Raw genomic sequence first — 27,000 nt, 5'->3', positions numbered from 1 at the left:
GCACGGACACATGCACACCACCACTGGGCGCCGCCACAGGGCGGCCACGGCCGGCCGGCGGGCAGCAGCCATGATCGCCACCGTCGGTCTCGTGCTCATCGGAGCCGTCGCCACACCCGCAGCCGCTGTCGAGTCCGACAGCGCCGAGGCCGAGGCCCGCGTCGTCAGCGGCGGCGGGACCGTGAACCTCGACGGGATCGCCAGCCTCGCACCGGCCTACAGCGCCGACCCGAGCGCACCCGGGATCGTCGCCAGCCCCCTCCAGCTCTCGGTGCTGAGCACCCTCGGCATCGACCTCGGCGGCGGTGTCCAGCTGTTCGGGCCGAACGGCGTGATCGGCGTCGGAGCCCTCGAGCAGTACGCGTCGACCAGCGAGGAGAACGCCTACGCGGCCTCCGGCGCGGTCACGCAGGACGGGTCGATCGCCGTCGGCGGGACCGGCCCCCAGGACAACGCCTTCGTCGACGTGTCGGCACTGCTCAGCTCCGCCGCCCTCAGCGGCATCACGACGGGGCTGATCTCCCAGCTCAGGGTCGAGCTCGGGGCGCTGTCCGCGACAGCCGGCTCTGTCGGTGACGACCTCGCGACGAGCGACTACCAGATCGCCGACGGGACGCTCGTCTTCACGAGCCCTGTCGTGCAGAACCTCACGACGAACCTCAACGGGGCCCTCACCACCCTGACGACCACCGCGAACGGGATCACCGGTCCGACCGGTGTCCTCGGAGCAGCGCTCCCCGGTATCGCGACCACCCTCGTCACCCCGCTGACCACGCTGCTGAGGAACCTCACGGGCGGGCTCGTCAACGTCAACAACGTGGCCGTCACAGCCACCCTGACGACGAACCTCACCACAGCGCTCTCGTCGATCACGGCGGCCCCGCTCACCAGCCCCGACGGGGCGGTGTCGATCAACCTCGCGACAGGTGAGGTGCGCGCCGACATCGCCCGGCTGATCGCGAACTCCCAGGGTGGTCCCTACGACGGGACCCTCAACAACCTCGCGCCCAACACCGAGATCCTGGCACCGGCACTCATCCAGGCAGCCCTCGACGGCGCCACCCAGAGCGTCCTCGACCAGATCCCCGCGCTGCTCGTCACAGCTGCGAACAACACGCTCCGCAGCTCGGCCATGACCGTCCGGCTGACCGCGAACGCCACGACGCTCGGGCTCCAGACCGCGACCATCAACGTCCTGGCCTCTGGGACCGTCGCCAGCTTCCTCGGGACCCCCGGTGCAGGGGCCCCGGTACTCACCACGACGGGGACCACCCTCGTCGGTCTTCCGGTCGGTCAGCTCCTCACGCCGCTCCTCGCGCTCGTCACGAACACCCTGCTCCCCGCGATCGTCACCCCGCTGACCAACGCAGTGACAGGTGTCGGCATCCTCGACACGGCCTTCCGCCCGCTCGTGGTCGCCGCCGGCACGGCCCTCCAGCCGATCACCGGGGTGATCAACCAGATCCTCTCGATCACCGCGAACGTCCAGGAGGCCGGGAGCTTCACCACCCCCGCAGGCTACGACGAGGGGGCGTTCACGCAGCGTGCCGTGAGCATCGACCTGCTGCCCCTCCTCGGGACACCGCTCGCCGAGGTCAACCTCGCGTCGGCGACCGTGAGGTCCGCGGTGATCCCGGCCGTCGACGTGGCGATCACCGCCCCGCTCGACGGCAGCGTGCTCACGGTGCCCGACTCGGGCGCGACCCTGCCGCTGGCTGTCACCGGCACCGGCGAGATCGGTGCCGACGTCTCCGTCGCGGCACCGGGCCTGCCGACCCAGACGACTGTCGTCGGTCCCGACGGCACGTGGACCGTCACCTTCCCAGCGGCCGGTGTGGGCACCTACGCGGTGACCGCGACGCAGACCGCTGGCGCGGAGGTCAGCACAGCGAGCGTCGGCGTCACGGTCGAGGTCGGCGAGATCGACGACGTCGTCATCACCGCCCCCGCCGACGGCACCGTGCTCACGGTCCCTGTCGACGGGACCACCGACGTGGTCGTCTCCGGCACGGGCCAGATCGGCGCCGACGTCGTCGTGTCGCTCCCGGGCCAGCCCGACCAGACCGTGGTCGTCGGCCCTGACGGCACGTGGACCGCGACCTTCGCCGGGATCGACGAGGGCAGCTACGCGGTGACCGCGACCCAGGCCGTCGGCGACCAGACGAGCAGCTCCTCCGTGACCGTCGTGGTCGACGAGGTCTTGCCCGTCACGATCACTCTCCCGACCGACGGCACAGTGCTCACGGTCCCCGCGTCGGCACCCGAGACCGACGTGACCGTCACCGGCACCGGCGACCCCGGCGCCGACGTGGTCGTCGCGCTGTCCGGGCTCCCGGAGCAGACCGTCACGGTCGCCCCGGACAGGACCTGGACCGCGACCTTCCCAGGCGTCGGTGTCGGGACCTACACCGTGACCGCCACGCAGACCGTCGGCGACCAGGCCACCACCGCGAGCGTCAGCCTGACCGTCGAGGTCGGCGAGATCGCCGACGTGGCGATCACGCTGCCAGCCGACGGTGCCACGCTCACGGTGCCCGACGGTGCGAGCACGGTCGACGTCGCCGTGACCGGGACCGGCCAGATCGGCGCAGAGGTCGTGGTCTCGGCCTCCGGCCAGGCAGACCAGACCACGACGGTCGGCCCCGACGGCACATGGACGGTGACCTTCCCTGCTGTCGGCACCGGCACGTACACGGCGACGGCGAGCCAGACCGTCGGTGCGGACACCACGACCGCGACCGTCGACTTCACGGTCGAGGTCGGCGAGATCGACGACGTCGCCATCACCTCCCCGACAGACGGCCAGGTCTTCACGGTCGCCGTCGGGGACGAGACCGACGTCGTCGTCACAGGCACCGGTCAGATCGGCGCAGAGGTCGTCGTCGCGGTCACCGGTCAGGACGACCAGACCGTGACCGTCGGACCTGACGGGACCTGGACGGCGACGTACAGGGACCTCCCGGCAGGGGAGTACACGGTCACCGCCACCCAGACCGTGGGCACCGAGCAGTCGACCGCGACGGTGGCCCTCGAGGTCGCGGAGATCGACGCCGTCACCATTACCGCACCGGCCGACGGAGACGTGATCACCGTCGTGACCGGCGAGACCACCGACCTGGCGGTCTCGGGGACAGGGTTCGTCGGGGCCGACGTGCTCGTGAGCATCCCCGGTCAGCCGGAGCAGCCCACGACCGTCGGCCCTGACGGGACGTGGACCGCGACCTTCCCGGGTCTCGGTGCCGGCTCCTACACCGTCACCGCGGACCAGACGGTCGGAGACCAGAGCAGCTCGAGCTCCGTGACCGTCGAGGTCGCCGAGGCCGATGCTGTCACCATCACCGCACCGGCCGACGGCACAGTCGTGACGGTCCCCGCAGGCGGGACGACCGACCTGGTCGTGACAGGGACGGCAGACACGGCCACCGACGTGGTCGTGTCGATCCCGGGTGAGACCGACCAGACAGCAGTCGTCGCCCCTGACGGCTCGTGGACCGTGACCTTCCCGGGCCTCGGCGAGGGGACCTACACGGTGACCGCGACCCAGACCGTCGGCACCCTGACGACCGACGCGACCGTCGGTGTCGTCGTCGACGACGTCGCGGGGGTGACCGTCACCGCGCCCGCCGCGGGGGACGTGATCACCGTCCCGGTCGGCGGGACCGCAGACCTCGAGGTCGTCGGGACCGGTGACCCTGGCGCCGAGGTCCTCGTGACGGTGACAGGTCAGCCTGACCAGACTGTCGTCGTCGAGCCCGACGGGTCGTGGACCGCGACCTTCCCGGGCCTCGGGGCCGGTTCCTACGAGGTCGTCGCCACCCAGACCGTCGGCGACCAGACCACCAGCGTGAGCGTCCCCGTCGAGGTCTTCGAGGTGGCCCCGCTGGCCATCACGTCACCTGTCGACGGCGACAGCCTCTACGTGGCGACAGGCTCCGAGGCCGACCTCGTCGTGACCGGCACAGGCTCGATCGGCGCCGACGTCCTCGTGTCGGTCCCCGGCGAGACCGACCAGGAGACGACCGTCGGCGACGACGGCACCTGGACGGTGACCTTCCCGGGTCTGCCCGCCGGTACCTACACGGCTACCGCGACGCAGCTCGTCGGTGACCAGCTGAGCAGCGAGGACGTGACCGTCGAGGTCGTCGACGTCGATCAGGTCGCGATCACCGCACCGGCCGACGGAGACGTCGTGAGCATCCCGGCAGGGGAGACCACCGACGTGGTGGTCACCGGTACAGGGGACGCCGGCGCCGACGTCGTGGTGGCCGTGACAGGTCAGCCCGACCAGACCGTCACCGTCGAGACCGACGGGACGTGGACAGCCACGTTCCCGGGCCTCGTCGAGGGCGCGTACACGGTCACCGCGAGCCAGACCGTGGGGACCGACGTCACCGCGTCGACTGTCACCGTGACTGTCGACGCGGTCGACCAGGTCGCGATCCTCGCACCGGCCGACGGAGACGAGATCCAGGTCGCGGAGGGCACCACGCGTGACGTGGTCGTCAGCGGCACCGGTGACGTCGGCGCAGACGTCGTGGTCACCGTCGACGGCCAGCCCGACCAGACCGTGGTCGTCGCCCCGGACGGCACCTGGGAGGCGACCTTCACCGACCTCGGTGCCGGTACCTACGAGGCCACGGCGACCCAGAGCGTCGGCGGACAGACGAGCACCTCGACGGTGACCGTCGAGCTCGTCGACTTCGTGGCCGTGACCATCACCGCGCCGCTCGACGGCGACGTCGTCCTGGTCCTGCCCGGTGGGTCGACCGACCTGGTCGTCAGCGGTGCGGGCGAGACCGGCTCCGACGTCCTCGTGACCATCCCGGGGGTGGGTGACCAGACCGTGCCCGTCGGCCCCGACGGCACCTGGACCGCGACCTTCGACGACGTCCCCGTCGGCGAGCACGAGGTGACGGCCACCCAGGTGGTCGGCGACCAGACGACCGATGCCGCGGTGACGGTCTCGGTCGAGGCCGAAGAGGTCGACGCCGTCGCGATCACCGCACCGGCCGACGGAGACGTGATCTCCGTCGAGACCGGCGGGACGACCGACCTGGTCGTCGAGGGCACCGGTGACGTGGGTGCGGAGGTCGTGGTCTCCGTGACCACCCAGCCGGACCAGACGGTGACCGTCGGCCCCGACGGCACGTGGACGGTCACCTTCCCGGGCCTCGGCGAGGGTGAGGCGCCCTACGTGGTGACCGCCACCCAGACCGTCGGGACCGACGTCACCACCAGCACGGTCGACGTGACGGTCGACGGTGTCGACGCCGTGGCGATCACCGCCCCGGCAGACGGTGCGGTCTACTCCGTCCCCGTCGGCGGGTCGACGGCGCTGACCGTCACCGGCACGGGCGACGTCGGAGCAGACGTCCTCGTCTCGCTCGCGGGCCAGCCCGACCAGACCGCTGTGGTCGGCGCGGGCGGCACGTGGACGGTGACCTTCACAGGTCTCCCGGTCGGCGAGCACGACGTGGTCGCCAGCCAGCTCGTCGGAGGCGTGACCAGCACCGCCGAGATCTCGGTCTCCGTGGTGGTCGGCACGATCACCTCGGTCCAGATCCTCACGCCCGCCTCGGGCGACGTCATCACGGTCCCGCTCGGGGGCTCGACCGACCTCGTGGTCTCCGGGACCGCCCAGACCGGCGGCGAGGTCGTCGTGACCATCCCCGGCGAGGAGCCGCAGACGGCGACCGTCGGGGACGACGGCACCTGGACCGTGACCTTCCCGGGTCTCGGCGAGGGAGTGCACCCGATCACCGCGACCCAGACGGCCGCGGGACAGGTCAACCAGGCGGCCATCACCGTCGAGGTCGACGGCATCGTGCCCGTCACGGTCGTCGAGCCGGCTGACGGCGACATCGTCACCGTCCCGGTCGGCGGGACCACCGACCTGGTGGTCACCGGTGCCGGGGACCCCGGCGCCCAGGTGCTCGTCACCGTCACCGGCCAGGTCGACCAGACCGTGGTCGTGACCCCGGGCGGCACGTGGACCGCGACCTTCTCGGGCCTCGGCGCAGGCGTGTACGACGTGACCGTCGCCCAGACCGTGGGTGACCAGTCGACGACCGAGACCGTCTCGGTCGAGGTCGACGAGGTGGTCGCGGCCACGATCACCGAGCCTGCCGACGGCGACGTCGTCACGGTCCCTGTCGGCGGCACGACGGACCTGGTGACGTCGGGGACCGGCGACCCGGGTGCCGAGGTCGTCGTGAGCCTCGACGGGCAGCCCGACCAGACCGTGGTCGTGGCACCGGACGGCACGTGGACGGCCACGTTCCCGGGTCTCGGCGAGGGCACGTACGACGTGACCGTCACCCAGACCGCGGGTGACCAGACGTCGACCGAGACCGTCACCGTCGAGGTCGACGGGGTCGTCGCGGCGACGATCACGTCCCCTGCTGACGGTGACGTCATCACCGTCCTCGAGGGCGGGACGATCGACCTCGAGGTCACCGGCACCGGCGACCCTGGGGCCGAGGTCGTCGTGAGCGTCGGCGGACAGCCCGACCAGACCGTGGTCGTGGCCCCGGACGGCACGTGGACGGTCGTCTTCCCGGGTCTCCCGGCAGACAGCTACGAGATCACGGTGACGCAGACCGTGGGTGACCAGACCACGACCGAGACCGTCACGGTCGAGGTCGACGGTGTGGTCCCGGCGACCATCACCGCCCCGGTCGACGGCGGCACGCTCCAGGTCCCGGTGGGAGGGACGACCGACCTGGTCGCCTCTGGCACGGGTGACCCGGGCGCCGACGTCGTCGTCTCCGTGACGGGTCAGTCCGACCAGACCGTGGTCGTCGCTCCCGACGGGACCTGGACGGCCACCTTCCCAGGCCTCGGTGAGGGCGAGTACGACGTCACCGCCACGCAGACCGTCGGCGACCAGACGACGACCGAGACCGTCACGGTCACGGTCGACGGGGTCGACGCCGTGAGCATCACGGCCCCGCTCGACGGAGGCGTGCTCTACGTCGCCGACGGCGGCACGACCGACCTGGTCGTCGCTGGGACAGGTGACGTCGGTGCCGAGGTCGTGGTCTCGGTGACAGGTCAGCCTGACCAGACCGTCACCGTCGAGACCGACGGCACGTGGACGGCGACGTTCCCGGGCCTCGGAGCAGGCGAGTACACGGTCACGGCGGACCAGACCGTGGGGACCGTCGTCTCGACGACCGACGTCTCCGTCGCCGTCCAGGTGGCCGCCCCCGTGGCGATCACCGCTCCGCTCGACGACGCGGTCTTCTCCGTCCCGACGGGCGGGTCGACCGACCTCGTGGTCACAGGGTCCGGCGCCGCCGGAGCCAGCATCGTCGCCTCGATCTCCGGGCAGCCGGACCAGACGACGACGGTCAGCCCCGAGGGCACGTGGACGGTGACCTTCCCAGGTCTCGGGGTCGGCTCCTACGACGTGACGGTCGGCCAGCTCGCCGGGGCCGTGCCCAGCACGGACGAGGTCTCCGTCTCGGTCGAGGTCGGCAGCATCGCGCAGGTCGTGATCCTCACGCCCCTCTCGGGCGACGTGGTCACGGTCCCGGTCGGCGGGACCACGGACCTCGTGGTCTCGGGCACCGGTGAGATCGGCGGCGAGGTCGTCGTCACCGTCCCCGGCGAGACGCCGCAGACCGCGACGGTCGGACCCGACGGCTCCTGGACCGTCACCTTCCCCGGGCTCGGGGAGGGTGAGCACGTCGTGACCGCCACCCAGACGGCCGACGGCCAGACCAACCAGGCTGCCGTCACCGTCGTGGTCGACGCGGTCGTCCCCGTCGACATCACCGCACCTGGCGACGACACCATCATCACGGTGCTCCCCGGTGCCGCGGCAGACCTCGTCCTGACCGGGACCGGCGACGTCGGCGCCCAGGTGCTCGTGAGCGTCGAGGGTGAAGACGACCAGACCGTGGTCGTCGGGCCTGACGGCACGTGGACCGCCACGTTCCCCGGGCTCGGTGCGGGGAGCTACGACATCACCGCCAGCCAGACCGTCGGTGACCAGACGAGCACGGACAGCATCACCGTCGAGGTCCAGGTCGACATCGACGCGGCCGAGGTCGACCCTGTGACGATCACCCTGCCGGCCGACGGTGACGTGCTCACAGTCCCGGACGACGCGAGCCTGCTCGACGTCACGGTCGTCGGCTCGGGCGAGGCCGGCGCCGAGGTGGTCGTGACCATCCCCGGTCAGGAGCCGCAGACCGCGACCGTCGGGACAGACGGCACGTGGACCGTGACCTTCCCGGAGCTGGGGGTCGGCACCTACCAGGTGACCGCGACCCAGACCATCGAGGTGTCCTTCACGACCGATACCGTGGGTGTCACGATCGCGGTCGGGGAGATCATCCCCGTCGTCATCACCTCGCCCCAGGACGGCAGCTCGATCTGGGTGATGCCCGGCGCGACGAGCGAGCTCGTGGTCGAGGGTGAGGGCCAGATCGGTGCTGACGTGGTGGTCTCCGTGACAGGTCAGGACGACCAGCCCACGACTGTCGGCCCCGACGGGACCTGGACGGTGACCTTCGAGGCGCTGGCAGTCGGCGCCTACCAGGTCGAGGCGGTCCAGACCGTGGGAGACGTCGAGTCCTCCGACGCCGTCGGGGTGACCTTCGAGGCCATGGAGGTCGCTGACGTCGTCATCACCTCGCCGCTCGACGGTGACGTGATCACCGTGCCGGCCGGCGAGGCGACCGACGTGGTCGTCACGGGTGCCGGTCAGCCTGACGCCGATGTCGTGGTGTCGGTCCCGGGCTGGGACGACCAGACCGTGACGGTCTCGCCCGAGGGCACGTGGGAGACCACGCTGCCCGAGGTCGGGGTCGGCGCCTACCCGGTGACCGCGACCCAGACCGTCGGGGACCAGACGAGCACCGACACCACGGCCTTCGTGGTCGAGGCCCAGGAGGCTCCGGCCGGACGCCCCTTCGCGGTCGTCAAGTACTCGCTGCTGGTCCGGGGGATGGGCATGACCCAGGAGGTCTACGGCAGCGGGTTCGTCCCGGGTGAGACCGTCTCGGGTGTGGTCCGGTCGACGCCGCTGCCGCTCGAGCCCGTCGTGGCCGACGCCGAGGGGAACGTCACGCTGACCTTCCCGGTCGACGAGGCCTTCGACCTCGGGGCGCACAGGGTCTACCTGACCGGCAGCGTCTCGGGTGAGCTCGGCACCGACCAGCTCGCGACGGGCTTCATGGTGATGGACATGGCTGACGGCTTCCTCGTGACGCCCGGTGGCTCTGTCATCCGCTGGCCCGGCGCCTCGGCACCGGCTCTGACAGGGGCTGGGTCCTCGGGTGGTCTGGCCCGCACGGGTGCGGACGACCTCGGAGCCGGTCTGCTGGCCGGTGCGCTCCTGCTCCTCACCGGAGCGGGTCTGCTCGCAGTCCGCCGTCGGACCGGGGAGGGGTGACGGGACGGGCTGCTGCCGTGACGGCGGGTCCGCCCCCTCGGGTCCGCCGCCACCTGCTCGCGACGCTCTGCGCCTGGTGATGCCCCGGCCGGCGAGCGCGTGAGACGACGGATGCTCCGCACCGAGAGGTGCGGAGCATCCGTCGTCTGGGGTCACAGTGAGGATCAGGGCTAGCGACGAGCAAGCCCGGCGACGAGCAGATCGAGCGACGAGCAGATCGAGCGAGGAGCAGATCGAGCGAGGAGCAGGTGGGGCGGGCAGCGGGCTTCGTGAGCCTCAGCGAGCGGCAGGCGTGTCGAGCGGGACGGGGAGCGCTGGGCGCAGCGGCCCGGCGACCAGCGCGTAGCCGAGCCCGACCACGACGGCACCCCCCACGAGGTTGCCGATCCCGACGACAGTCATGTTCCGGGCGAAGTGCCCCCAGGTGGCCTCAGGGTCGCCGCTCATGAGACCGAGACCGTAGGTGGTCATGTTGGCGACCACGTGCTCGAAGCCCGAGGTGATGAAGGCCAGCAGGCACCAGAAGATGACGAAGAGCTTGGCGCCCTCCGACGTGAGGCGGGCGCAGGACCAGATGGCCAGGCACACGAGGATGTTGCAGAGCACGGCGCGGAAGAACAGCTGCGTGCTGGACTCGTGCGCCTTCGCCGCGAGCATGGACGAGATCATCTTCCCGCCGGGGGTCTCGGGTGCCAGGACACCGGAGAAGTGCACGAGGGCGGCGAAGGCGAAGGCTCCGAGCATGTTGCCGAAGAAGCTGAAGGCGAGCGTCCCGGCGCCCTGGCCCCACCGGATGGACCGGCCGATCGCGCCCTGGGTGAGCGTCATCATGTTCGAGGTCGAGAGCTCGCCGCCCGCGATGACCACGAGGGTGAGCGCGATGCCGAACACGAGGCCCGACACCAGCTTGGCGGCTGGGGAGTCCTGCGCCAGGAAGGGTCCGGCCGCAGAGACCATGAGCACGACGGCGACGCCGACGTAGGCTCCGGCCATCATGGCCTGGACCGTGTAGGCGAGGGGGCGGCGGGTGGCCGCGACCTTGGTGAGCGCTGCAGCGCGCTGGTACTCGAGGGTCTCCGGGATGGTCAGCACGTGATCAAGGATCCTCCCGGCGGTGTCCCCCTTCATGGGACCATCGGCCTCCCTTCGGCTGTCAACCCCTTGGGCTCACCGGGGAGGGGGACGGGCGGCTGCGCCCCCGTCGCGACCAGGTCGCACGTGGAGGAATGCTCGGACCAGCGCGTGCGTTGCGACCAGCATGACCTCACCGCTGCTCTTCGAGCCCCTCACGCTGCGCTCCGTCACGTTCCCCAACCGGGTCTGGCTCGCTCCGATGTGCCAGTACTCCGCCGTCGACGGCCTGCCCGGTGACTGGCACCTCGTCAACCTCGGTGCACGGGCCCAGGGTGGCTTCGGCCTCGTCGTCGCCGAGGCGAGCGCAGTCGTCCCCGAGGGCCGGATCACGCCGCAGGACACCGGGATCTGGTCCCAGGAGCACACGGCCGCGTGGGCGCGCATCGTCGACTTCGTGCACGAGCGCGGGTCCCGTGCGGGCATCCAGCTCGCCCACGCCGGGCGCAAGGCCTCGACCTTCCGACCGTGGAGCGAGCACCGCGGCTCTGTCCCTGCTGTGGACGGTGGTTGGGAGACCGTCGGTCCCTCGGCCGAGGCCTTCCCCGGCTACGAGGCACCGCGCGAGATGACCGCGCAGGAGATCGCGGAGATCCCCGCGGCCTTCGCCGCGGCGGCGGTCCGGGCGGACGAGGCCGGCTTCGACGTGGTCGAGATCCACGCGGCCCACGGATACCTGCTGCACCAGTTCCTCTCGCCCCTGTCCAACCACCGCACCGACGGCTACGGGGGTCCGCTCGAGGACCGCGCACGGCTGCTCGTCGAGGTGACCGACGCGGTCCGCGCGGTGTGGCCAGCCGACAAGCCGCTGTTCGTCAGGGTGTCGGCGACAGACTGGCTGCCCGACGGCCTGTCGGTCGACGACGTCGCGCAGGTGGCCGCTGTGCTCGGCGAGCACGGGGTCGACCTCGTGGACGTCTCGACCGGCGGCAACGCCCCTGCGCAGATCCCCGTCGGTCCCGGGTACCAGGTGCCCGCAGCACGGGTCGTCCGCGAGGTGTCTGGAGTGGCCGTCAGCGCTGTCGGTCTCATCACCGACCCCGCGCAGGCCGAGCAGGTGCTCGTCGACGGGTCTGCCGACGCCGTGATGCTCGGCCGCGAGGGCCTGCGCGACCCGCACTGGCCGCTGCGCGCGGCCCACGAGCTCGGCGTGCCGACCGACCAGGCCCGCTGGCAGCCCCAGTACGTGCGGGGCGCCTGGGCCTGACGGTCTGGCCGGGCCCGGCTAGGCGCTCGCGGCCGCCGCCGCTGCGTCTGCCTCGGCCTCCGCGCGGGCCGTCGCCTCGACGGCGGCGGCCACGAGCGTGGTCACCTCGGGGTTGAACACGCTCGGGACGATGTAGGTCGGGTTGAGCTCGTCCTCGTGGATCACGGCGGCGAGAGCCTTGGCCGCAGCGAGCAGCAGCGGCTCGGTGACCTTGCTCGACCTGGCGTCGATCAGCCCGCGGAACACGCCGGGGAAGGCGAGCACGTTGTTGATCTGGTTCGCGAAGTCGCTGCGGCCCGTGCCGACGATCGCGGCGTGCTTCGCGGCCTCGTCGGGGTCGACCTCGGGGGAGGGGTTGGCCATCGCGAAGACGATCGAGTCCTCGGCCATCGTCGCGACGTCGTCCCCGGTGATGACGTTCGGCGCAGAGACTCCGATGAACACGTCTGCTCCCGCGAGCGACTCCTTGAGCGTGCCCGTGAAGCCGCGGGGGTTGGTGTTCTCGGCGGTCCAGACGAGCGACTCGGCCAGACCGGGGCGTCCGGGGTAGATCACGCCGTCGATGTCGGCGACGACGACGTCGCGCGCCCCGGCGGCGAGGAGCAGCTTGAGCACTGCGGTCCCGGCGGCGCCGGCCCCCGAGAGCACGATCTTGACGTCGGGCAGCGACTTGCCCACGACGATCAGGGCGTTGGTGAGGGCGGCGAGGGCGACGATCGCGGTGCCGTGCTGGTCGTCGTGGAACACCGGGATGTCGAGCTCGGCGCGCAGGCGGCGCTCGATCTCGAAGCAGCGGGGCGCCGAGATGTCTTCGAGGTTGATCCCGGCGAAGACCGGGGCGATGGCCTTGACCGCGGCGACGATCTCGTCGACGTCGGTCGTGTCGAGGGCGATCGGGAAGGCGTCGATGTCGGCGAAGCGCTTGAAGAGAGCAGCCTTGCCCTCCATGACGGGCAGCGAGGCGAGGGGGCCGATGTCACCGAGCCCGAGGACCGCGGTTCCGTCGGTGACGACGGCGATGGTGTTGCGCTTGATGGTCAGACGGCGGGCGTCCTCGGGGTTCTTCGCGATCGCCTGGCAGACGCGGGCGACGCCAGGGGTGTAGATCATCGAGAGGTCGTCGCGGTTGCGGATCGGCACCTTGGACTCGATGCGCAGCTTGCCGCCGAGGTGCAGCAGGAAGGTGCGGTCGCTGACCGGGCCGACCTTGACACCTGGGATCGCCCGGAGCGCGTCGACGATCTCGGTCGCGTGCGCGTCGCCGCGCGTGGCGCAGGTGACGTCGACGGAGATGTGGTCGGAGTGCGAGGCGGTCACGTCGAGGCCCGTGACGATGCCGCCGGTGTGCTCGATGGACGTCGTCAGCTCGCTCACTGCGGTCGGTCGGGCGACGACCTCGAGACGGACGGTGATGGACGAGGACACGCTCGGCGCTGAGGTCATCAGGTCAGCCTAGTGACGCGCGGGCGAGAACGCGGGCTGAGCGTGGACGTGGGACGGCGGAGTCCAGAGAGCGGATCGTCTGGAGGTGTGCGGTGAGCACGGCCCGGACGCACCGACGGCGTCCCTCTCCCGAGGGACGCCGTCGATCAGACGCGGTGGGCAGGTATCAGGCGTGCACTCTCCAAGTTGCTGCTCCAGGTCGAGCCTGGTCAGCATGTCCTCACGGGGACCGGTCGCGCGTGGGTCCTGCTCCCTGCGTTCTGTTGTCCTCCCTTTCTACTCCGTGCGGGCGGCGGTGTGAAGGGGGTCGCAGCAGGTACCTCTGGTCGGTCTGAGCCGTTCAGACGGAGCGACGGCGCAGCAGCCGCCACGCGACGATCGCGGCACCCGTCCCCACCAGCGCGGCGACCCCTGTGGCGACCGACGCGCGGGGTGAGAGGACCCTGCGCAGCGCGACGGGCCGGTTGAAGGTGAGCACGCCCCAGCCCTGCTCGGCCGCGAGGCGGCGCAGCGTGCGGTCGGGGTTGACGGCGAAGCCGTGGCCGACCGCCGAGAGCATCGGGGCGTCGGTGATCGAGTCCGAGTAGGCGTACGAGCCGTCCAGGTCGTAGCCGTGCTCGGCCGCGAGCCTGCGGACAGCCTCGGCCTTGTTCTCCCCGTAGGCGTAGAAGTCGATCTCGCCCGTGTAGCGGCCGTCGACGACCTCCATGCGGGTCGAGACGGCCTGGTCGGCACCGAGCATCGCGGCGATGGGCTCGACGAGCTCCGCACCCGAGGCGGACACGATCACCACGTCGCGGCCGGCGGCCCTGTGCTCGGCGATGAGCGTCACGGCCTCGGCGTACATGTAGGGGTCGATGAGCTCGTGCAAGGTCTCGGCGACGATGGCCGACACCTGGTCGACGGGCCATCCGGTGACCATGGAGCTGAGGTGGGCGCGCATCCGCTCGGTCTGGTCGGCGTCGGCGCTGCCCACGAGGAACAGGAAGTGCGCGTACGCGGCGCGCAGCACGGCGCCGCGGGACAGAAGACCACCCGCGAGGAAGGGGCGTGAGAAGGCGGCCGTCGACGAGGTCGCGATGATCGTCTTGTCGAGGTCGAAGAACGCCGCGGTGCGTCGCCCCGCCGCAGCGTCCGGGGCAAGAGGTGAGGTCACCGTTCGAGCGTAACCGGTCGGACGGCGCGGCCTCTGGTCGTCCACAGGGGGTCTGTCGGGACTGCTCGTCCCGAGGCCGGGCGGTCTGGGGTGCCCCGAGCAGGACGTGACGGACACCGTGGGGCGATGACTTCTGGAACCATCTCCTCCCCACCCTCCCCGGCCCGCGCGACCTTCGGGGCTTCGCCGCCTCCCGTGGCACCTGCGGGGACATCGCCGCGTGCCGTCGCGACCCTGGCGCACCCGACAGGGGTTCCCGGCGCGACCCTCGGCGGGACGGACCGGCGTCGAGCCGGCCCTGACGGCTCGGGAGCCGGTGGTCCCTCGACCCGTGCTGTCACGGTCGGTGTGGTCGGGGCCTGCGGCGGCGTGGGTGCGTCGACCCTCGCTGCCGCTGTCGCCGTGACGGGTGCGCGCGACGGGCTGCTCGCCGTGCTCGTCGACGGACGGCACGCGGGTGCCGGGATCGACGTGCTGCTCGGCATCGAGGAGGAACCGGGCCTGCGGTGGGCAGACCTCCAGGACGCGCGCGGAGAGGTCGACCCGGTCAGGTTGCTCGACCTGCTGCCGCAGTGGTCCGGGGTGCACGTCCTGAGCACGGACAGGGCCCGGAGCCTCGCTCAGCCCGACGAGGTCGAAGGTGACGTGCTGCGTGCTGTCGTCTCCGCTGCGGACCTCGTCGTCCTCGACCTCCCTCAGGGGCGGGTCGCGGACCGTGCCCGGTCCTGCGACGTGGGCCTCGTCGTCGCCCTCTGCGAGACGCTGTCGGTCGCCGGGGCCCAGTCAGTCGCGGCCGAGCTCGTCCCCGTCCCGTCCGGGCTGGTCTGCCGGAGGTCCGCCGCGGGCCGGCTGCTGCCGCACGACGTCGCCGCGGCGGCCGGGATGGACCTCTGGGGCGAGCTCGTCACCGACCCGCGGGTCGCGACGGCCGTCGAGGCCGGCGCCGGCCCTCCTGTGAGGACCGGCCGGGACCCCGTAGGACGAGGCCGAGGGTGGGCCGGAGGTCGCCGGGACCGCGGAGGTGGTCGTGGTCGTGCCGACCGGGGCGCCGCCAGGTCCTCGTTGGGGGACGTCGCCCGAGCCGTCCTCTCGCACGCGCAGGCTGTCGCCGGCTCGGGGCAGGCCGGCCGATGACCCGGGTCGCCTCGAAGCCATCCCGTGCTGGCACCCAGCAGCCTGGCCCAGGCTCGCCGCGCCTCCGCAGCGACCCGGCGCGGGACGATCTCCTCCACGGTGTGCGCGACAGGCTCGCGCGGGCAGGACCGCACCCGACGCGCGAGCAGGTCGTCGACGCGCTGCACGCGGGCGACGTCCTGCTGGGGAGCGACGCCCTCGACGAGCTCGTCGGCGTCGTGCGGGCCGAGGTCTTCGGCGCCGGTCCGCTGCAGGAGCTCCTCGACGACCCGACAGCCACCGACGTGCTCGTCAACGGCCCGGCCGACGTCTGGGTCGACCGCGGTTCAGGCCTCGTCCGCGTCGGCGTCGACCTCGGGAGCGACCAGGACGTCCGCGACCTCGCCGTCCGCCTCGCCGCAGCAGGTGGACAACGGCTCGACGACTCCAGCCCGACAGTCGACGCACGCCTTCCCGACGGCACGAGGCTGCACGCCGTCCTCGCCCCGCTGTGCCCGGCCGGAGCGGTGATCTCCCTGCGGACCCTGCGTGCCCAGGCCTTCACCCTCGACGAGCTCGCAGACGCCCAGACGGTCCCGCCCGGGTGGGTGCCGGTCCTCGAGGCGATCGTCGGCGCACGCGCCTCCTACCTCGTGTCGGGTGCGACAGGGTCGGGCAAGACGACGCTGCTCGCCTCCCTGCTCTCCCTCGTCCCCGCCTCGGAACGCATCATCACCATCGAAGAGGCCCGGGAGCTCGTCCCGGCCCACCCGCACGTCGTGCCGCTCACCGCCCGCCGTCCCAACGTCGAGGGCACCGGAGGGGTCGACCTAGCCGACCTCGTACGCACGGCGCTGCGCATGCGACCCGACCGCATCGTCCTGGGTGAGTGTCGCGGCGCAGAGGTCCGCGACGTGCTCACCGCGCTGAACACCGGGCACGCCGGTGGCAGTGCCACCATCCACGCCAACACGGCTCGTGACGTCCCCGCCCGGCTCGAGGCGCTCGCGGCCCTCGCCTCGATGCCCGCAGCCGCTCTCGTGGCGCAGGCTGTCAGCGCCTTCGACGCCGTCCTGCACCTACGGCGCAGGAGCCGTCGCACGGACGCGGGTGCTGATCCTGGGGACTCGCGCCGCTATCTCGAGGAGATCGCCGTGGTCGGCCGTGCACCCGACGGGAGCCTCGAGGTCGCACCGGCCCTGACGTGGGACGGGGAGAGCACCCCTCTGCGGCACCCCGGCTGGGACGACCTCGCGCACAGGCTCGGGCTCGGATGAGCGCTGCCCTCTGGGTCCCAGGGCTCGCCGACGGCGCGGTCGGGGTCCTGCTCGCTGCCGCGGTAGTGCTCGCGACAGGGTCGGTCCCGGTGCGCGGGCGTGGCTCTCTGCGCCCGACGACGCCCGTGTCCAGAGCCCTGAGGGCTCTGGGTCGCACGCTCCGACCCTCGGTGGGGAGGCTGCGCGGCGGTCTCTCCCGCCGACGCGGCGAGACGGGCCGCGTCCAGGTCGTCATCACGCAGGTCGCCGGGCTCGTCCGCAGCGGCATGCCGCCCGACCTCGCCTGGGCGAGCGTCGACATCGGGACGACGGCCGACGGCATGCCCCGCGCGGACGACCTCGTCGGCCTGACCCATGACAGGTCCCAGGCCCACGCCGTCGTCGCCGCGTGCAGGCTCGCCCACGAGATCGGGTCGCCCGTCGCACCTGTGCTCGACTCGATCGTCTCCACCCTCGTCACCGCGGCGGAGTCCGCAGCCGATCGCGAGGCGGCGCTCGCGGCACCTCGGTCGACGGCGCGCCTGCTGCTCTGGCTGCCTGTCGTCGGCGCCGGGCTCGCGACGGTGCTCGGTGCCTCTCCGCTCCGGTTGCTCGTCGACGGCGGGCCCGCCGCCCTGGCCCCTGTCGCTGGTGGTCTGATGCTCGTGCTCGGTCAGGCGTGGTCACGCAGGCTCGTCCGTTCAGCGGCCGCGGGCGGAGACGACCGATGAACGGACTGCAGATCGTGGGCAGCCTGCTCACAGGTCTGCTCGTCGCTCTGCTCGTCTGGTCGGCGACGACGCCGTGGTGGCTCGACAGGGGGCTGGTCGGGCGTGCGGCGCGGCGCTCGGGGCGTGCGGCCCGTCGGACGGCCGGATCGTCTGGCAGGGTGACCGCCGTCGGTCGGGGAGCCAGGGCCGGTCCTCCAGGGGCGCGAGAGTCTGTCGACGTCCGCGCGGGCGGAGGCGGCGAACCCTCGGTGGACCTCACGGTGGTCCTCGACCTGCTCGGAGCCGCACTGGGTTCAGGTGCCGGGGTGCCGCGGGCTCTCGAGGCCGTCGGGCGGTCGATCGGCGGGGCCGACGGTGCCGGGCTGGCACGTGCGGCTGCGGCGCTGCTGCTGGGTGCTGGGTGGTCTCAGGCCTGGGACCGGGTCCCCGGCCGGCTCTGGCCCGTCGCCGAGGCGCTGCGTCCTGCATGGGTCCACGGGGCACCGCCTGGAGACGCTCTGCGCGTCGCAGGCGAGCAGCTCGTCCACGAGGGGCGTGCGCGGTCGAGGACGGCCGCCGCGCGTCTGGGCGTGCGGCTCGTGCTGCCGCTCGGGCTGTGCCTGCTGCCTGCCTTCGTGCTGCTCGGGCTCGTCCCGGTGATCGTGGCGCTCGGGTCAGGGCTCGGCGCTGGGCTCATGGGCGGTTGAGCGTGGACCGTCCACAGCGTGCACCGAGTCTGCGTCCATCCACACGTGCCGGATCGCGGCAGACACCGCCTGGCCCCACCGGCCGACAGTGGACCCAGCACCCCGGAGACACCGAGGTGCTGGACCGCCGGACGACGGTGGGTGGGCTCTCACGACCTGCCTCGCCGCCGAGACCGGCCCCCTGGGCGCACTCGCGTCCGGGGCACCACGACCAAGGAGCACATCATGACGAGCACCACCTTGACCCTGCCGGCACCCGTGAGCCTCGGACGGTCCGTAGCCCACGGCGAGGACGGCCGACACGCTGAGTACGACGACCAGCACGATGAGCACGAACGACGCGACGAGCACGCGGCAGCAGGCCTCCGGCGGCGCTGGGGCACCGTCGTCGAGCAGGGGACAGAGGCCGGGATGGCGACGGCCGAGTACGCGATCGCGATGATCGCCGCGGTCGGCTTCGCCGGTCTGCTCGTGACAGTCCTCTCGAGCGGGACGGTCCGTAGTCTGCTCACAGGACTGGTCACCTCTGCCCTGAGCATCGGCTGATGACCACCGAGCACGCTGCCGGCGGCGTGGGGCACGGACGGGCACCTCGGTGCTCGGGCCTCGTCAGGCTGCGGGAGCTCCGTCAGGACGACCGCGGTGCCGTGACGGCAGAGCTCGCGGTCGCGCTCCCGGCAGTCGTGCTCGTCCTCGCGGCACTCCTCGTGGTGGTGGTCGCGGGTGTCTCCCAGGTCCGGGTCGTCGACGCCGCGAGGGCCGGTGCTCGCGCCGCGTCGGCAGGGGAGAGCGACGGCCGGGTCCACGAGATCGTCGCGCAGCTGGCCGGGAGCTCGGCGTCCGCGGCCGTGGGCGGTGACGGCTCGTGGGTCATCGTCACCGTGAGAGCGTCTGTCACCGGCGGATGGTTCTCCGGGCCCTTGACGGTCTCGGCCACCGCGACCGCCCGCGTCGAGTCGTCGACAGGTGTGCCGTGACAGTGCACGAGGTGGCGCCTGACGCTGGCCCTGCGGTTGTCGCCGGGATGCGCTGGGGGAGGGCGACCCACGGCGTCCGCGACGACCGAGGGGCTGGGACCGTCCTGGTGCTGGCGCTCGTGGCTGTCGTCGTCGTCCTGGTGCTGGGGACAGCCGCGCTCGTGGGTGCTGTCGTCACGCGAGGTTCGGCGCAGTCTGCGGCAGACCTGGCGGCGCTGGCTGCTGCGGCGTCCCTCCAGCGGGGTGCGGCCGACCCCTGCTCCGGAGCGCGCGAGGTGGCGGCGCGCAACGGTGCTCAGGTCGAGGCCTGCCTGTGTGCTGCCGACAGGTCGTGCACGGTGTCCACGACCCTGGCGACCAGGACGGGCGCTGCAGCCAGAGCCACGGCACGGGCTGGGCCCGCCTCGCTGACAGACCGTGGCTGACCAGGACGAGGCACCAGGTCTTGCGTGATCAGCACCTAGACCGTGTCGAAGAGCCGCTATATCTACGCGTCGAGCACGGGGATCACCCCTGGTACGCCCCCTGGACCCGTGGGAGGCGTACAGGCTTTCCGGGGCTCGGGCGCTGCCGCGCACCCGGATGAGGAGCCCCGGAGGCCGAGGACGGCAAGACGAGCCGACGGCACGAGACAGCAAGACCAGCAGACAGAGAGTCCATCCGACGAGAGGACCAGGAGAGTGATCGTGGAGTGCCGGTCCGAAGACGCAGACCTGCTGCTCGTCGCGCGCGTCCGTGAGGGCGACGTCGACGCGAGCCTGATCCTGTGGCGCAGGCACTGCGAGACGGCACTGACCTGGGCGGGCAAGCACGTCGCCGGCGGAGACGACGCAGCTCTCGTCGTGAGGCGGGCCTTCGCCCGGGTCATGAGCGAGATCGCTGCTGACCAGGACCCTGTCCTGCCCTTCCTCCTGTACCTGTGCGCGACCGTCGAGGACGAGGCTGGTGCGGCGCCGGGGCAGAAGACGAGCGACCTCAGCCTGGTGCGTGCCTTCCGGAAGCTGCGCGGGAGCTATCAGACGGTGCTCTGGTACACCGTCGTGGAGCCTCTGCCCCAGGCGATCCTCGCGGTCGTCCTCGACCGCGAGCAGACGGACCTGCGGATCCATGCGCGGCAGGCCGTCAGCCTGCTGCGGGCGGAGTGGGTGGCTGAGACCGTCGCGGACAGGTCTGTCCCAGACAGCTGCGCCTGGCTCGTCCTGAGAGTCGACGCCTACCAGGCCGGGATGCTCGGACAGCTGTCCGAGCAGAGGTACGAACGGCACCTGCACGGCTGCGGGTGGTGCGTGACCATGGTCGACGCGCTCGGCCACCTCCTGGACGTGCTGCGGTCGGTCGTCCTGCCACCGGCAGCGGAAGGCTCCCACGCACTGCTCGACCCTGAGCCTGCTGAGGAACCGACGACGACCAGCTGCTGAGGCGAGTCCGAAGGACCGGTCTGGTGCGCGCGCTCGGGCTGGTCCTCTGGAGTGGTGCTCGTGCTCCTGCCTGGTCTGGTGCCCAGGTGCCCAGGTGCCCAGGTGGGCGGGTGCCCAGGTGCCCAGGTGCCGGTGGGCACCCGCCCCACGCCCTGCTCTAGCGCACTAGGATCGGCGGTGCGCCGTGACGGTGACTGCCGCAGCGGTGCACTGAGCAGGTCCGCTCGACCCGTTCGAGCCCTCGTCAGACCGTTCATCACGCGAATCCGGCTCCTGGAGCCGGCGAGAGGTTGTCCCGGATGCCCCAGCAGGTTGCGATCGAGTCCCTCAGCCACGACGAGCTCGTCGAGGCGCACGCGAACCTCTCCGCGCAGTACGCGGACCTGGTGTCGACAGGTCTCACGCTCGACCTGACACGCGGCAAGCCGGCGCCCGAGCAGCTCGATCTCTCGAACGACCTGCTCAGCCTCCCCGGCGGTACCGACGCCAAGGACGGCTCGGGCACCGACTGCCGCAACTACGGCGGCACGGCTGGTCTGCCCGAGCTCCGGGCGATCTTCTCCGAGCTGCTCTCTGTGCCCGCACCACAGCTCGTGGCCGGCAACAATGCGAGCCTCGAGATCATGCACGACCTCGTCGTCTTCGGGCTCCTGCACGGGACCCCCGACTCCGAGCGTCCCTGGTCGGCCGAGCCCGTCGTGAAGTTCCTCGCGCCCAGCCCGGGCTACGACCGCCACTTCGCGATCACCGAGTCCTTCGGCATCGAGATGATCCCGGTGCCGCTCGGAGCTGACGGCCCCGACATGGACGTGGTCCGCGAGCTCGTCGCCGCCGACCCCGCGATCAAGGGCATCTGGACCGTCCCGACCTACGCCAACCCCACGGGAGCGGTCTACTCCGAGGAGGTCACCCGCGCGCTCGTCGAGATGCCGACCGCGGCACCCGACTTCCGGATCTTCTGGGACAACGCCTACGCCGTGCACACCCTCGTCGACGAGGCGCCGCCCGCGCACGACATCGTCGGGATGGCTGCTGCGGCCGGGAACCCGAACCGTCCCTACGTGCTCGCCTCCACCTCGAAGATCACCTTCGCGGGGGCAGGGGTGAGCTTCTTCGGGGCGTCCGCGGCGAACGTCGCGTGGTACCAGGAGCACTACTCCAAGAAGAGCATCGGACCGGACAAGGTCAACCAGCTGCGCCACGTGCGGTTCTTCGGCGACGCCGACGGCGTCCGCAAGCACATGGCCAAGCACCGCGAGATCCTCGCGCCGAAGTTCGACAAGGTCCTGCAGATCCTCGAGGCGCGCCTCGGCGGGACAGGTGTCGCGACGTGGACCACCCCCGAGGGCGGGTACTTCATCAGCCTCGACGTCGTGCCCGGCACCGCACGACGGGTCGTCCAGCTCGCGAAGGACGCGGGGATCGCGCTGACCGCTGCTGGCTCGGCCTTCCCCTACGGGCGCGACCCTCAGGACACGAACATCCGGCTGGCACCGAGCTTCCCGTCGCTCGACGACGTCGCCGCGTCGATGGACGGCGTCGCGACCTGCGCACTGCTCGCCGCGGTCGAGGCTCGCCTGACGCCTGACGCCTGACGCCTGACGCCTGACGCCTGACGCCTGACGCCAGCGGCATCAGGCAGGGACGCCCGTGCCCGTGGTCAGGGCTCTCGGCGGTGGTGCCTGGTCCTCACACCGGGGCGTCGTCGGCGGGGAGAAGCTCGAAGTCTCTCCTCCCGGCGGCGACCCCGTTGACCTGGAGCTCGACGGCGTGAGCCCCAGGGTGGTAGCGCCGCGTGGTGATCACCTTGAAGGAGTGCCGTCGTCCGAGCCGCAGGGTCTCTCCTGGGCTGAGGTCGGCTGTGGTCAGCTTGAACACCTTCGTCGTCTGCGACCCGTTGGCCTTGCGGTGGTGCACCACGTAGTCGACGACCACCCGCGCCGCGCCCACCCCGCCGTTGTGCACGGTTGCCGTGAGTCCCAGAGCCTCGCCGACCCGGACCTCGGTCGCCTCGAGAGTGAGCTCCGCGACGACGTCCGGGGTCGGTGCGTAGCCGAGCAGGGCGAGGGCGTCCGGGTCGCCGCGCTTGACGAGGGTCCGCAGCGCGTGCCGGACGAGCTGCAGGGTCGTCGGCGCGGGCGCCTCTAGCCACCGGCGCGCGGTCTCGACCGTGACCTCAGGGTTCTTGCGGCTGAGGTCGTTGAGGTGGTTGGCCACAGACCTGCGGACGTACTCGCTCTCGTCACGGTAGAGCGCGTCGAGGATCGGCAGGGTCACGGTCGGGTCCGCTGAGAGGCCCGTGACCTGGGTGCCCCACAGCAGGTGGCGCCGGGTGCCTTCGCTCGCGAGTCGTCGGACGTGCTCGTCGTCGCTCCTCGTCCAGCGCAGCGCCGCGGCGAGCGACCTGTCGAGGTCGTGGGACAGCAGCGGGCGGACGGCGAACTCCGCAGTGAGCCGCCCCGTGAGCTCGGCCTGCAGGTCGAGCGCGGTGTCGAGGGCGGCGTCGGACCCGGCGGCGATCGCCCGCGCGCTGACAGCCTCTGTCACCGGCCAGATCATCCACCCCGTGAAGCTCTCGTCGTGAAGACACCGGCGCACGAGGACAGCGAGGTCGTCGACGGTGCCGGGCACGTCGGCGAGGACCGCGTCCTTGACGAGGTGTGCACGGTCCCGCAGCGCGAGGGGTGCGAGGGAGCCGGCGCTCGCCCGGACCTTCTCAGCGGCTGTCCCTGGCGCAGCAGCCTCGATCACCTCGGCCAGACCGAGCACAGCGTCGGACCCGAGCAGCTCGTCGGCGAAGGGCACAGCATCTCCTGGGGTGGTCGCGCTGACCGCGAGAGCCCGCGGTCCCGCCGACCCTATCGGTGCGCACCGACACCGAGACGAGTGCTGCCGCGCAGGGCGCCTGACGTCACCGCAGACAGGGGTCACCGACCCGCGTCTCGACGTCGCGCGGCATTAGTGCCGCCATCGCACACCCGGACCTCCCGTACGGGCCGTCGCCGCCGAGCCTGCCCCGAAGCCCCCGAAGCCCCCGAAGCCCCCGAAGCCCCCGAAGCCCACGAAGCCCCCGACGACGACTTCGGCCGCTCGACCACCGGCCACCGGCCACCTCCCCACGAGGTCGTACTGCCTGCTGCGAGGTCGTACAGACACGCCAGATCTGGCCTCTGGTGGGCGAGATCTGGCGTGTCCGTACGACCTCGGCGCCGGGGGGGGCGGTGCAGGGGGCGGGGGGTGGTGCAGAGAGGGCCTCGGTACAGAGGGGGCCTCGTTGCTGGTGCGACCTCGGTGCTGCCGTCGGCCCCGGTGCGTGCGCGTGCCGGGGCTGGTCAGCACTCCACGTAGTTGACCGCGAGTCCTCCCAGCGAGGTCTCCTTGTACTTGGAGTGCATGTCGGCCCCGGTCTGGCGCATGGTCTCGATCGCTGCGTCGAGGCTGACGGTGTGCCGGCCGTCGCCTCGCAGCGCCATGCGAGCGGCGTTGATCGCCTTGACGGCGCCGATCGCGTTGCGCTCGATGCACGGGATCTGGACCAGCCCGCCGATCGGGTCGCAGGTGAGCCCGAGGTTGTGCTCCATCGCGATCTCGGCAGCGTTCTCGACCTGCAGAGCCGTCCCGCCGAGGACCTCCGCGAGCCCGGCCGCGGCCATCGCGCACGCCGAGCCGACCTCGCCCTGGCAGCCGACCTCGGCCCCGGCGATCGACGCGTTCGTCTTGATGATGATGCCCACGGCTCCGGCCGCGAGAAGGAACCTCACGGTCCCGGCGTCGTCCGCGCCGGGCACGAACTCGCGGTAGTAGCGCAAGACCGCGGGGATGATGCCGGCTGCCCCGTTGGTCGGGGCGGTGACGACCCTGTGCCCGGCAGCGTTCTCCTCGTTGACGGCCAGCGCGAAGAGGTTGACCCAGTCCATCGCGCGCAGCGGGTCGTCGTTGGCGCCCTCGGCGAGGAGCGCACGGTGCAGGGCGTGCGCCCGCCGTGGCACCTTGAGCCCACCGGGGAGCGTGCCGCTCGCCGCGCACCCGGCGTCGATGCACGCGTCCATCGCCTGCCAGATGTCCAGCAGCTCGGACGCGACCCGCTCCGGGGTGCGGGTCGCGCTCTCGTTGGCGAGCATCACCTCGGCGACGCCCAGACCCGAGGTCGCGCAGACGGCGAGGAGGTCGTCGGCGCAGGTGAAGGACCACGGGGCCGCCGGCGAGCTGCCCTCGGTCCCGATCAGCGTGATCGGTCCAGGCGCCCCGGTCCGGGACGGCAGGTCAGCTCTGTCTGCGGACCGAGCGCCTGGGCCTGCGGGCCGCGGGGCTGGGTCCGCAGACCGAACGCCTGGGCCGACGGGCTGCGCGGCTGGTTCCGCAGACCGGTCAGCACTGTGCGCGGGGCGCTGGCCTGGGTCCGCCGACCGCTCGTCGGCGGGCGTCACGACAGGCGTGTCGTCAGGGTCCGGTACGACGAAGCCGCCACCTACCGAGAAGTAGGTACGGCGCAGCAGGACGGAGCCGTCGGCGGCGGAGGCCGTGATGCGCAGACCGTTGGGGTGGAAGGGCAGCACAGTCCTGGGCAGGAACTGGACGTCGTGGTCGAGGTCGAAGGGGATCTCGACGCGGTCGAGGAGCCGCAGCGAGCCCGCGGCGTGCACCTCGTCGAGGATCGTCTCGACCACGGGCGTGGCGACGCTCTGCGGCTCGTGGCCGACGAGACCGAGCAAGACCGCACGGTCCGTCCCGTGCCCGCGACCTGTCGCGCCGAGGGACCCGAAGAGCTCGACATCCACCCGCGCGACGTCGAGCAGCGCAGGGTCCGGTGCGGTCGGCACCGGGGTGGCCGGGGTCGCCGCCGCGCTGGGGCCGCCAGCCGTGCCCGGACCGACGGCTGACGAACCTGTGCCCTTCGTCCCGGCGGGGTCAGCGGCCTGCCCCGGGCCGTCGCTGCGTCCGCTCGAGCCCAGCAGCTCGTCGACGAAGGTCTTGGCGGCGCGCATCGGCCCGACGGTGTGCGAGCTCGACGGTCCGATGCCGATCGTGAACATGTCGAAGACGCTCAGCGGCTGGTCCGAGGCGACACGTCGTGCACCGTCGACCGTCGTCACGCCGCTCATGCCTGAGCCTCGCCAGCACCTGCAGAGACCTTGTCAGAGCCGACAGCCGGATCGGAGCCACCCGCGGCGCGCTCCCGGACCCGCTCGGTCTGCGTGTCGACCAGCCTCGCCCGCAGCCGTGGGTCGCGGGCCGCGTCGACGATGGTCGACGCGAGCGCGACAGCCGCGTCGAGCACGGCGCGGTCACCGGCCGGACCGCCGGCCGCCTCGGCGAACTCGGCCGTGTGGATCGGACCTCGCGCGCCCTCGACCCCGACCACCGGGTGGATGGAGGGGACCACCTGCGAGACGTTCCCCATGTCGGTCGACCCGCCGCTGCGGGGCGGCGCGGTCCTGTCGAGCGTCCGCCCGCGGGCAGACAGGTGCCCGGCGAACACCTCGACCAGGTCCTCGTCCTGGACGAGGTCGGCGTACAGCGGCTCGGACTCGTCGACCGACCACGAGACCCCGGCTGCGATCGCCGCGCCCTCGAAGCAGGCGAGGACCCGTCCTTCGAGCGTCTGGAGCGCGTCGAGGGTCGCCTCACGCACCTCGATCTCGACGACGGCGCGGTCCGCGATGATGTTGGTGACGAGCCCGGCCTCGGTGATGATCGCGTTCAGGCGCGCCCCGTCGCGCACCTGCTGGCGCAGCAGACCGACGGCGACGAGCGCGATGGTCGCGGCGTCGGCGGCGTTGCGCGCCTGGTCAGGGGCTGCGGCGGCGTGCGCGCCCTGACCAGTGAAGGTGACGACCAGCCTGTGCACGGCCTGCATGCGGGTGGTCGTGGGCCACGTGTCGGCCGGGTACGGGTGGACCATGAGCGAGAAGGTCGCGTCGTCCCACGCCCCGTCGGCGAGCATGAGGACCTTGCCACCCCCGTGCTCCTCGGCCGGGGTCCCGAGCACCGTCACCCGGATGCCGAGCTCGTCGGCGACGTTCGCTGCGGCGATCGCGGCACCGACCCCGGCCGCCGCGATGATGTTGTGCCCGCAGGCGTGCCCGACGCCCGGCAGCGCGTCGTACTCGACGCAGATCACGGCGTTCATGTCCCCGCTGCCGTAGGTCGCGCGGAGCGCGGTGTCCAGACCGTGCACGCCGACGGTCACGTCGAAGCCCGCGTCGGTGAGCCGCTCCGCCACGAGGGAGGACGCGTGGTGCTCCGCGAAGGCCAGCTCAGGCCTCGCGTGGATCGCGTGGGAGAGCGCGAGCAGCTCGTCGCTGCGGACGGCGACTGTCGTCGCGACGGTGTCGTGCAGCGCTGCGGTGGACGGGGCGTCGGTCACAGAGGGCTCCTGGTGGTCGGGTGGGCCGGAGGTCGTGCTGTCCGGGACCGCAGGGTCGCGGGTCCGGGGCCGGGTCCGGTCATGGGTGTGAGGGACCTGGCGGACGGCACCG

At 72.1% G+C, this 27,000-nt stretch carries 17 protein-coding genes; 11 read left to right on the top strand and 6 right to left on the bottom strand.

The genetic code is table 11. The features are described from left to right. Positions 1-10: 10 nt before the first annotated feature. On the top strand, positions 11-9,403 hold the full coding sequence (locus SANBI_RS16330; protein WP_319156918.1) for a hypothetical protein: 9,393 nt from the start codon (positions 11-13) through the stop codon (positions 9,401-9,403). A gap of 276 nt (positions 9,404-9,679) precedes the next feature. On the opposite strand, the gene SANBI_RS16325 is transcribed toward SANBI_RS16330, so the two are convergent. Further along, complete coding sequence (locus tag SANBI_RS16325; protein WP_319156916.1) at positions 9,680-10,531, bottom strand: formate/nitrite transporter family protein; 852 nt, start codon at positions 10,529-10,531, stop codon at positions 9,680-9,682. Between the two features lie 130 nt (positions 10,532-10,661). Between SANBI_RS16325 and SANBI_RS16320 the strand changes: the two genes are divergently transcribed. Further along, entirely contained in the window at positions 10,662-11,741 is a 1,080-nt protein-coding gene (locus SANBI_RS16320; protein WP_319156913.1) for an NADH:flavin oxidoreductase/NADH oxidase, read from the top strand. 18 nt (positions 11,742-11,759) lie between these two features. On the opposite strand, the gene SANBI_RS16315 is transcribed toward SANBI_RS16320, so the two are convergent. After that, positions 11,760-13,184 carry an NAD-dependent malic enzyme gene (locus SANBI_RS16315; RefSeq protein ID WP_319156911.1) on the bottom strand — a complete coding sequence of 475 codons (1,425 nt, stop codon included), beginning with the start codon at positions 13,182-13,184 and terminating at the stop codon, positions 11,760-11,762. Between the two features lie 340 nt (positions 13,185-13,524). Beyond that, complete coding sequence (locus SANBI_RS16310; RefSeq protein WP_319156910.1) at positions 13,525-14,340, bottom strand: HAD family hydrolase; 816 nt, start codon at positions 14,338-14,340, stop codon at positions 13,525-13,527. Between the two features lie 126 nt (positions 14,341-14,466). Between SANBI_RS16310 and SANBI_RS16305 the strand changes: the two genes are divergently transcribed. The 9 genes from SANBI_RS16305 (at position 14,467) to SANBI_RS16265 (ending at position 22,116) form a co-directional block, all read left to right on the top strand. Further along, the gene (locus SANBI_RS16305; RefSeq protein WP_319156907.1) at positions 14,467-15,474 is read left to right on the top strand and encodes a CpaE-like family protein; all 1,008 of its coding nucleotides are present in this window, start codon (positions 14,467-14,469) and stop codon (positions 15,472-15,474) included. After that, the gene (locus SANBI_RS16300) at positions 15,471-16,730 is read left to right on the top strand and encodes a TadA family conjugal transfer-associated ATPase (protein WP_319156905.1); all 1,260 of its coding nucleotides are present in this window, start codon (positions 15,471-15,473) and stop codon (positions 16,728-16,730) included. The genes SANBI_RS16305 and SANBI_RS16300 overlap by 4 nt, the downstream gene beginning before the upstream one ends. Next, positions 16,727-17,440, top strand: a complete 714-nt coding sequence (locus SANBI_RS16295) for a type II secretion system F family protein (RefSeq protein WP_319156903.1) — start codon at positions 16,727-16,729, stop codon at positions 17,438-17,440. Before SANBI_RS16300 ends, SANBI_RS16295 begins: the two co-directional genes overlap by 4 nt. Continuing rightward, entirely contained in the window at positions 17,437-18,126 is a 690-nt protein-coding gene (locus SANBI_RS16290) for a type II secretion system F family protein (protein ID WP_319156901.1), read from the top strand. The genes SANBI_RS16295 and SANBI_RS16290 overlap by 4 nt, the downstream gene beginning before the upstream one ends. A 225-nt stretch (positions 18,127-18,351) precedes the next feature. After that, positions 18,352-18,672, top strand: a complete 321-nt coding sequence (locus SANBI_RS16285) for a DUF4244 domain-containing protein (protein ID WP_319156898.1) — start codon at positions 18,352-18,354, stop codon at positions 18,670-18,672. Continuing rightward, entirely contained in the window at positions 18,672-19,103 is a 432-nt protein-coding gene (locus SANBI_RS16280; protein ID WP_319156896.1) for a TadE family type IV pilus minor pilin, read from the top strand. The genes SANBI_RS16285 and SANBI_RS16280 overlap by 1 nt, the downstream gene beginning before the upstream one ends. Then, positions 19,100-19,528 carry an Rv3654c family TadE-like protein gene (locus SANBI_RS16275; protein WP_319156894.1) on the top strand — a complete coding sequence of 143 codons (429 nt, stop codon included), beginning with the start codon at positions 19,100-19,102 and terminating at the stop codon, positions 19,526-19,528. The genes SANBI_RS16280 and SANBI_RS16275 overlap by 4 nt, the downstream gene beginning before the upstream one ends. A 261-nt stretch (positions 19,529-19,789) precedes the next feature. Continuing rightward, positions 19,790-20,521 carry a hypothetical protein gene (locus SANBI_RS16270; protein WP_319156892.1) on the top strand — a complete coding sequence of 244 codons (732 nt, stop codon included), beginning with the start codon at positions 19,790-19,792 and terminating at the stop codon, positions 20,519-20,521. A 299-nt stretch (positions 20,522-20,820) separates the two neighbouring features. Further along, positions 20,821-22,116, top strand: a complete 1,296-nt coding sequence (locus tag SANBI_RS16265) for an aminotransferase class I/II-fold pyridoxal phosphate-dependent enzyme (RefSeq protein WP_319156890.1) — start codon at positions 20,821-20,823, stop codon at positions 22,114-22,116. Positions 22,117-22,210: 94 nt separating this feature from the next. On the opposite strand, the gene SANBI_RS16260 is transcribed toward SANBI_RS16265, so the two are convergent. The 3 genes from SANBI_RS16260 to SANBI_RS16250 form a co-directional block, all read right to left on the bottom strand. Further along, positions 22,211-23,326: a DNA alkylation repair protein gene (locus SANBI_RS16260; RefSeq protein WP_319156887.1), complete on the bottom strand. Its 1,116-nt coding sequence runs from the start codon at positions 23,324-23,326 to the stop codon at positions 22,211-22,213. Between the two features lie 527 nt (positions 23,327-23,853). Further along, complete coding sequence (locus tag SANBI_RS16255; RefSeq protein WP_319156885.1) at positions 23,854-25,623, bottom strand: L-serine ammonia-lyase; 1,770 nt, start codon at positions 25,621-25,623, stop codon at positions 23,854-23,856. Beyond that, positions 25,620-26,888, bottom strand: a complete 1,269-nt coding sequence (locus SANBI_RS16250; protein ID WP_319156883.1) for an amidohydrolase — start codon at positions 26,886-26,888, stop codon at positions 25,620-25,622. Before SANBI_RS16250 ends, SANBI_RS16255 begins: the two co-directional genes overlap by 4 nt. Positions 26,889-27,000: the final 112 nt, after the last annotated feature.

This window comes from Sanguibacter biliveldensis (assembly GCF_033798665.1).
GTDB lineage: Bacteria > Actinomycetota > Actinomycetes > Actinomycetales > Cellulomonadaceae > Sanguibacter > Sanguibacter inulinus.
This window is presented reverse-complemented; position numbering and strand designations above follow the sequence as displayed.

Excerpts from the sequence above, each read along its gene's own strand:
- SANBI_RS16330 (WP_319156918.1), top strand. The coding sequence starts at position 11 with ATGCACACCACCACTGGGCGCCGCCACAGGGCGGCCACGGCCGGCCGG.
- SANBI_RS16325 (WP_319156916.1), bottom strand. The coding sequence starts at position 10,531 with ATGAAGGGGGACACCGCCGGGAGGATCCTTGATCACGTGCTGACCATC.
- SANBI_RS16320 (WP_319156913.1), top strand. The coding sequence starts at position 10,662 with ATGACCTCACCGCTGCTCTTCGAGCCCCTCACGCTGCGCTCCGTCACG.
- SANBI_RS16315 (WP_319156911.1), bottom strand. The coding sequence starts at position 13,184 with ATGACCTCAGCGCCGAGCGTGTCCTCGTCCATCACCGTCCGTCTCGAG.
- SANBI_RS16305 (WP_319156907.1), top strand. The coding sequence starts at position 14,467 with ATGACTTCTGGAACCATCTCCTCCCCACCCTCCCCGGCCCGCGCGACC.
- SANBI_RS16300 (WP_319156905.1), top strand. The coding sequence starts at position 15,471 with ATGACCCGGGTCGCCTCGAAGCCATCCCGTGCTGGCACCCAGCAGCCT.
- SANBI_RS16295 (WP_319156903.1), top strand. The coding sequence starts at position 16,727 with ATGAGCGCTGCCCTCTGGGTCCCAGGGCTCGCCGACGGCGCGGTCGGG.
- SANBI_RS16290 (WP_319156901.1), top strand. The coding sequence starts at position 17,437 with ATGAACGGACTGCAGATCGTGGGCAGCCTGCTCACAGGTCTGCTCGTC.
- SANBI_RS16285 (WP_319156898.1), top strand. The coding sequence starts at position 18,352 with ATGACGAGCACCACCTTGACCCTGCCGGCACCCGTGAGCCTCGGACGG.
- SANBI_RS16280 (WP_319156896.1), top strand. The coding sequence starts at position 18,672 with ATGACCACCGAGCACGCTGCCGGCGGCGTGGGGCACGGACGGGCACCT.
- SANBI_RS16265 (WP_319156890.1), top strand. The coding sequence starts at position 20,821 with ATGCCCCAGCAGGTTGCGATCGAGTCCCTCAGCCACGACGAGCTCGTC.
- SANBI_RS16255 (WP_319156885.1), bottom strand. The coding sequence starts at position 25,623 with ATGAGCGGCGTGACGACGGTCGACGGTGCACGACGTGTCGCCTCGGAC.